The organism is Pseudomonas sp. TJI-51, from assembly GCF_000190455.2.
Taxonomy (GTDB): domain Bacteria; phylum Pseudomonadota; class Gammaproteobacteria; order Pseudomonadales; family Pseudomonadaceae; genus Aquipseudomonas; species Aquipseudomonas juntendi.
This window is the reverse complement of sequence record NZ_AEWE02000019.1, coordinates 1-5,699: the sequence shown is the minus strand read 5'-3', so window position 1 is coordinate 5,699 and position 5,699 is coordinate 1. Positions and strand designations below refer to the sequence as shown.

General features: G+C 60.6%; 6 protein-coding genes. 3 read left to right on the top strand and 3 right to left on the bottom strand.

Annotated features, from left to right (window positions below):
* Positions 1-75 precede the first annotated feature (75 nt).
* Positions 76-1,617, bottom strand: a complete 1,542-nt coding sequence (locus tag G1E_RS05080) for a phosphoenolpyruvate carboxykinase (RefSeq protein ID WP_009681239.1) — start codon at positions 1,615-1,617, stop codon at positions 76-78.
* A 179-nt stretch (positions 1,618-1,796) separates the two neighbouring features.
* Entirely contained in the window at positions 1,797-2,696 is a 900-nt protein-coding gene (hslO, locus tag G1E_RS05075) for an Hsp33 family molecular chaperone HslO (RefSeq protein ID WP_009681238.1), read from the bottom strand.
* Positions 2,697-2,805: 109 nt separating this feature from the next.
* Between hslO and G1E_RS05070 the strand changes: the two genes are divergently transcribed.
* Positions 2,806-3,600: a phosphatase PAP2 family protein gene (locus tag G1E_RS05070; protein ID WP_009681237.1), complete on the top strand. Its 795-nt coding sequence runs from the start codon at positions 2,806-2,808 to the stop codon at positions 3,598-3,600.
* Between the two features lie 83 nt (positions 3,601-3,683).
* Here the strand turns inward: G1E_RS05070 and G1E_RS05065 are convergent, their stop codons facing one another.
* A complete protein-coding gene (locus G1E_RS05065; RefSeq protein WP_009681236.1) occupies positions 3,684-4,085 on the bottom strand; it encodes an RNA-binding S4 domain-containing protein in 402 nt (133 codons plus the stop codon).
* Positions 4,086-4,194: 109 nt separating this feature from the next.
* Here G1E_RS05065 and G1E_RS05060 point away from each other — a divergent pair, with 109 nt between their 5' ends.
* Positions 4,195-4,677 carry an ATP-dependent zinc protease gene (locus G1E_RS05060; RefSeq protein WP_009681235.1) on the top strand — a complete coding sequence of 161 codons (483 nt, stop codon included), beginning with the start codon at positions 4,195-4,197 and terminating at the stop codon, positions 4,675-4,677.
* Complete coding sequence (gene rimK / locus G1E_RS05055; RefSeq protein WP_009681234.1) at positions 4,674-5,579, top strand: 30S ribosomal protein S6--L-glutamate ligase; 906 nt, start codon at positions 4,674-4,676, stop codon at positions 5,577-5,579. The genes G1E_RS05060 and rimK overlap by 4 nt, the downstream gene beginning before the upstream one ends.
* Positions 5,580-5,699 lie beyond the last annotated feature (120 nt).

Sequence of the window (5,699 nt, the reverse complement as noted above, 5' to 3'; positions counted from 1 at the left end):
CCTTATTCAGGACGGGACACGGATAACAAAAAAGCCGCCAATTCTGGCGGCTTTCTCATTGCGGCTGGTTGCAGCTTACAGCTGCGGACCAGCGGCCTTGATGGCGTCGGAAACTTCAAACTTCTTGAAGTTCTCGATGAACAGCTTGGCCAGGCCTTTGGCGGCCTCGTCGTAGGCAGCTTTGTCAGCCCAGTTGGTACGCGGGTTGAGCAGTTCGGTATCAACGCCTGGGACGGCCTTCGGTACGTCCAGGTTGATGATGTCCAGGTGCTCGGTTTCGGCACCGACCAGCGCGCCGCTCTGGATGGCAGCGATCACCGCGCGGGTGGTCGGAATGCTGAAGCGCTTGCCAACGCCGTAGCCACCACCGGTCCAGCCGGTGTTGACCAGGTAGACCTTGGAGTTGAAGCCGTTGATACGCTTGATCAGCAGCTCGGCGTACTCGCCAGCCGGGCGTGGGAAGAACGGTGCACCGAAGCAGGTCGAGAAGGTCGACTTGATGCCGCCGCCCGAGCCCATTTCGGTGGAACCGACCAGCGCGGTGTAACCGGACAGGAAGTGGTAGGCAGCCTGTTCGTTGTTCAGGATCGACACCGGAGGCAGAACACCGGTCAGGTCGCAGGTCAGGAAGATCACTGCGTTTGGCTCACCGCCCAGGTTCTTTTCCGAACGCTTGGCAACGTGCTCCAGCGGGTAGGCCGCACGGCTGTTCTGGGTCAAGCTGACATCGGTGTAGTCAGCGTGCTTGTTGGCGTCGAGAACGACGTTTTCCAGCACAGCACCGTGCTTGATGGCTTTCCAGATGACCGGCTCGTTCTTCTCGGACAGGTCGATGCACTTGGCATAGCAGCCGCCTTCGATGTTGAAGACAACGCCTTCGCCCCAACCGTGCTCGTCGTCACCGATCAGGTAACGGCTTTCGTCGGCCGACAGGGTGGTTTTGCCGGTGCCGGACAGGCCGAAGAACAGGGTCACATCGCCTGCTTCGCCGATGTTGGCCGCGCAGTGCATTGGCAGCACATCGGCAGCCGGCAGCAGGAAGTTCTGCACCGAGAACATGGCTTTCTTCATTTCACCGGCGTAGCGCATGCCGGCGATCAGCACTTTCTTCTGCGCGAAGTTGATGATCACGCAACCGTCGGAGTTGGTACCGTCACGCTCAGGTACGCACTCGAAGTTGGCCACGTTGAGCACCTGCCACTCGCCGCGACCCGCCGGGTTGTACTGCTCAGGGTTGATGAACAGGCAACGGCCGAACAGGTTCTGCCAGGCAGTCTGGGTGGTCATTTTCACCGGCAGGTAGTGCTCGGCGGCAGCCCCTACGTGAACGTAGGAAACGAAGTGATCCTGGGCGTTGTTGAACGCCTCGACGCGGTCCCACAGGGCATCGAACTTGTCGGCCGGGAACTTGCGGTTGATCGGGCCCCAGGCGATGGCGTCCTGGGTGGAAGGCTCTTCGACGATGAAACGGTCAGCCGGCGAACGGCCAGTACGGTGACCGGTCTCCACGACCAGCGCGCCGGTATCGGCTAGTACACCTTCACCGCGTTGCAGCGCTTCTTTTACCAGCTCATCGACGCTCAGGTCGGTGTACACGGTGTTATTGGCTTGCGTCATGAGATACCCCATCCGGCCCGAGGCCGAGTGCTCCAAACGTTTTGTAGTTGTTCCGAAAAAACTACTACAGCGAAAAAAGTGGCCGGATTATGCCAGAAAAGCCCAAAAAAAGTAGGCCCCTCCTGTCAGAACTGCGTTTTTGCGCAATTCGACAGGAGATTTTCCTGAGCTTAAACGTTTCAGTGGCGAGTTTCTGAGGCTACGTCCGTGCCGCCGCCGGCAAACATTTGCGCCACATCGCTGGCGTCGAAGAAATAGCGCTGGTTGCAGAACTGGCAATCGATCTCTACCTGCCCACCGCACTCTTGCACCAGTGCCTTGGCGTCATGCTCACCCAGGCTGACCAGGGCATTGCCGGAACGTTCGCGTGAGCAGCTGCATTTGAAGCGCAGCGGCTGTTCATCGAACAGGCGCACGGCATCTTCGTGGTACAGGCGGTGCAGCAGGGTTTCATTGGCTTCTGCCCACTCTTGCGGCTTGAGGGTCTGGGCCAGGGCAACCACGTGCTGCCAGCTGTCTTCGCGCTCTTCATCGTCCGGCTGGCGATCGCGTGGCAGTTGCTGCAGCAGCAGGCCGCGCGCCTTGCCAGCTTCGGCATTCAGCCAGAACCGCGTGTTCAACTGCTGGGACTGAACGAAGTAGTTGGTGAAGCACTCCGAGAGGTTGGCACCATCGAGGTCGACGGTCCCCTGATAACGCTGGCCCTTGACCGGGTCGATGGTCAGGGTCAGGTGGCCGTCGGGCATCAGCTGCGCCAGGCTGGCGTCGGCCGGGATCTGATCCGCCTCGTATCGGGCCATGCCGCGGATATCACGGTCACCGGAGCACTCGACCATCAGCAGCGGGATCGGCCCGGCGGAGCGCGCCTGCAGTATCAGCAGGCCGTCGAACTTCAAGGCACCGACCAGCAAAGCGGTGGCGGCCATCAGCTCGCCAAGCAGGGTTTGCACCGGCTGTGGGTATTCATGACGCGCCAGCACTGCAGCGTAGCTGTCATCGAGAGACACCCACTCGCCGCGCACATCGCGCTCGTCGAAGATGAAACGTTGGGTGAAATCTTTTTCTGGCAAGTCGCTCATGGTTGTCTGGCTATCTGAAAATGATGACAAAATAATGGAAGGGAATCAGTAATCCCATCGCAGAGCGCCTTCAGGCGCTCGTTTCCCTTATAGGAGATAGAGGTATCTTATGGATAATCGACCACTGTTCCAAGCAAGGTGGTCCTGGGGACCGCTGGCAGCCTGCACGCTGCTGCCGATCGCTCTACTGTGTTTCTGGTTATGGCCTTTTGGCCAGATCCTGTGCCTGACTTTCGACGAGTGGCTGTTCCACAGCCTCAATGCACCGTTGGCTGACAACACCACCTGGCGCTATATCTGGACCGTGGGCAGCATGCGCCCGTTCGACATCGTGGTCGGCCTGATCCTGCTGGCACTGCTGATCCGCGGTGATTGGGTGTTCAAGGCAGCGCAGGTTCGCCAGGCGTTTTTCGGCTTTCTGGTCACGCTGCTTCTCTTAGTGGTGATTCGCGCGCTGTTTTCCAAGTGGGTGGATGCCGCGGGCTGGCAACACAAGAGCCCCTCGATGATGTTCGACGACGTGGTTCACCTGAGCGACTACTACCCCCACCTGGAAGCCAAGTGGGAGCTGAAGGACCGCTCCAGCAAGAGTTTCCCCGGCGACCACGCCTCGGTGTTGTTGATCTGGGCATTGTTCATGAGCGTGTTCAGCCGCCGCCTGATGCAGTTCGTGGTGATCTGGGCGCTGGCGGTGCTGTTCATGCTGCCGCGCCTGGTGGCCGGCGCGCACTGGGGGCAGGATGACTACATCGGCGGGTTGCTGATGGCAGTGCTGGCGTTGGGCTGGAGCTATTACACGCCGTTGGCGGCCAAGGGTAGCGCGGCACTGATGCGCTGGACGGCGCCGTTGTTCTCGATTGCTGCGAAATTGCCGTTGGTCGGGCGGTTGGCGGTAGTCCGCTAGACCCCTGGGGGCTGCTGCGCAGTCCATCGCGACACGAGGCCGCTCCTACAGCACTGCCTGCACCCTTGTAGAAGCGGCCTCGGCTATTCGAAGTTCCCATGCAGCTGGTGAATCTGCCGCCGCTGCTTCTTGTTCGGCCGGCCATCGGTAGTTACCCCCATCGCCCCTGCCTTGCGCATTTCGGCTGCCTGCTCCCTGCGCCGCACACTCTCTTTAGTCTCTTCATACAGCGTCTGCGCCTCGGGCGCCCCACGCCGCACCACCGACAACGCCTTCACCACCACGGTGCGCTCATCGAAGCCGGTACGCAGCACGAATTCGTCGCCCACGCGCGGCTCCTTGCCCGGCTTGCAACGCTCGCCCCGGCAATGCACCTTGCCGCTCTCGATCGCGGCCTTGGCCAACGCCCGCGTCTTGAAGAAACGAGCCGCCCACAGCCATTTGTCCAGGCGCACCTTATCGTCGTCTTCGGCTTTTTGTGCCATTGCGTTACCTCGGATTCTGTCTTTCATTGAACTGTACTACCTTCACTTACGGATGCAAAAAGTCCCCGCCGTGCTTACAGTTCACCACCTCATTCGCAGGGTGTGCTTAGTGAAGACATTTGACCATTTGACTGTAATCGGCCTGCGTGAGTGGGTCGCCTTGCCCGACCTCGGTGTGGCCGGGCTGCGCGCCAAGATCGACACCGGCGCCAGCACCTCCAGCCTGCACGCCACCGATATCGAACCCTTCGAGCGTAATGGCCAACCCTGGGTGCGCTTCACCGCCCACCTGGGCACAGTAGTGCAGTTGCGCCATCGCCGCTGCGAAGCACCTTTGGTGAACAGAAAGATCATCCGCAGCTCTAACGGGCATGCCCAGACCCGTTATGTCATTCGCACGCCACTGGCGTTGGGTGACCGTGTGTGGGAGGTCGAATTCACCCTGGCCTGCCGCAAGAGCATGCGCTACCGCCTGCTGCTCGGCTCGAAGGCCCTGGTGCAGGGCCAGCTGGTGGTCAACCCAGGCGTAAAGTACGTGCAAGACAAACCGGCCTTCCCGGCCACCCTTTCCCCTGTCACAGGTGCTGCATGAAGATCGCTGTGCTGTCGCGCAATCCGCGTCTGTATTCCACCCGCCGCCTGGTCGAAGCCGGTACTCAGCGTGGCCACGAAATGGTGGTGATCGATACCTTGCGGGCCTACATGAACATTGCCAGCCACAAGCCGCAGATCCACTACCGCGGCAAGCCGCTGGAAGGTTTCGATGCCGTGATCCCGCGTATTGGCGCCTCGGTAACCTTCTACGGCTGTGCGGTGCTGCGCCAGTTCGAAATGATGGGCGTGTACCCGCTCAACGAGTCGGTGGCTATCGCCCGCTCGCGCGACAAGTTGCGCTCGCTGCAGCTGTTGTCACGGCGCGGTATTGGCCTGCCGATCACCGGTTTCGCCCACTCGCCCGACGATATTCCCGACCTGATCCGCATGGTCAACGGTGCCCCCCTGGTGATCAAGGTGCTGGAAGGCACGCAGGGTATCGGCGTGGTGCTGTGCGAAACCCCGCAGGCAGCCGAGTCGGTGATCGAGGCGTTCATGGGCCTGAAGCAGAACATCATGGTGCAGGAGTACATCAAGGAGGCCGGCGGTGCGGACATCCGCTGCTTCGTGGTGGGGGACAAGGTGATTGCCTCGATGAAGCGCCAGGCCAAGCCCGGTGAGTTTCGTTCCAATCTGCACCGTGGCGGGGTCGCCAGCCTGATCAAGATCACCCCCGAAGAGCGCATCACCGCGATTCGCGCAGCCAAGGTGATGGGTTTGAGTGTCGCGGGCGTGGATATCCTGCGCTCCAACCATGGGCCGTTGGTGATGGAGGTGAACTCATCGCCAGGCCTGGAAGGCATTGAAGTGACCACTGGCAAGAACGTGGCCGGGATGATCATCGAGCACCTGGAGAAGAATGGCGGGCCGAATCAGACCCGGACCAAAGGGAAAGGCTGATTCAAGCCTGCACCGGCCCTAGCGCCGGCAAGCCCACAGGTACTGCACATTTTCAGACCTTGTGCATGACCTGTGGGAGCTTCTATGGTTCCTGGCAAGAGTAGCCGCTGCATCTTCAGT

Bases quoted from the DNA above. Each gene is read 5' to 3' on its own strand.
- G1E_RS05065 (WP_009681236.1), bottom strand. From the start codon at position 4,085: ATGGCACAAAAAGCCGAAGACGACGATAAGGTGCGCCTGGACAAATGG.
- G1E_RS05070 (WP_009681237.1), top strand. From the start codon at position 2,806: ATGGATAATCGACCACTGTTCCAAGCAAGGTGGTCCTGGGGACCGCTG.
- rimK (WP_009681234.1), top strand. From the start codon at position 4,674: ATGAAGATCGCTGTGCTGTCGCGCAATCCGCGTCTGTATTCCACCCGC.
- hslO (WP_009681238.1), bottom strand. From the start codon at position 2,696: ATGAGCGACTTGCCAGAAAAAGATTTCACCCAACGTTTCATCTTCGAC.
- G1E_RS05080 (WP_009681239.1), bottom strand. From the start codon at position 1,617: ATGACGCAAGCCAATAACACCGTGTACACCGACCTGAGCGTCGATGAG.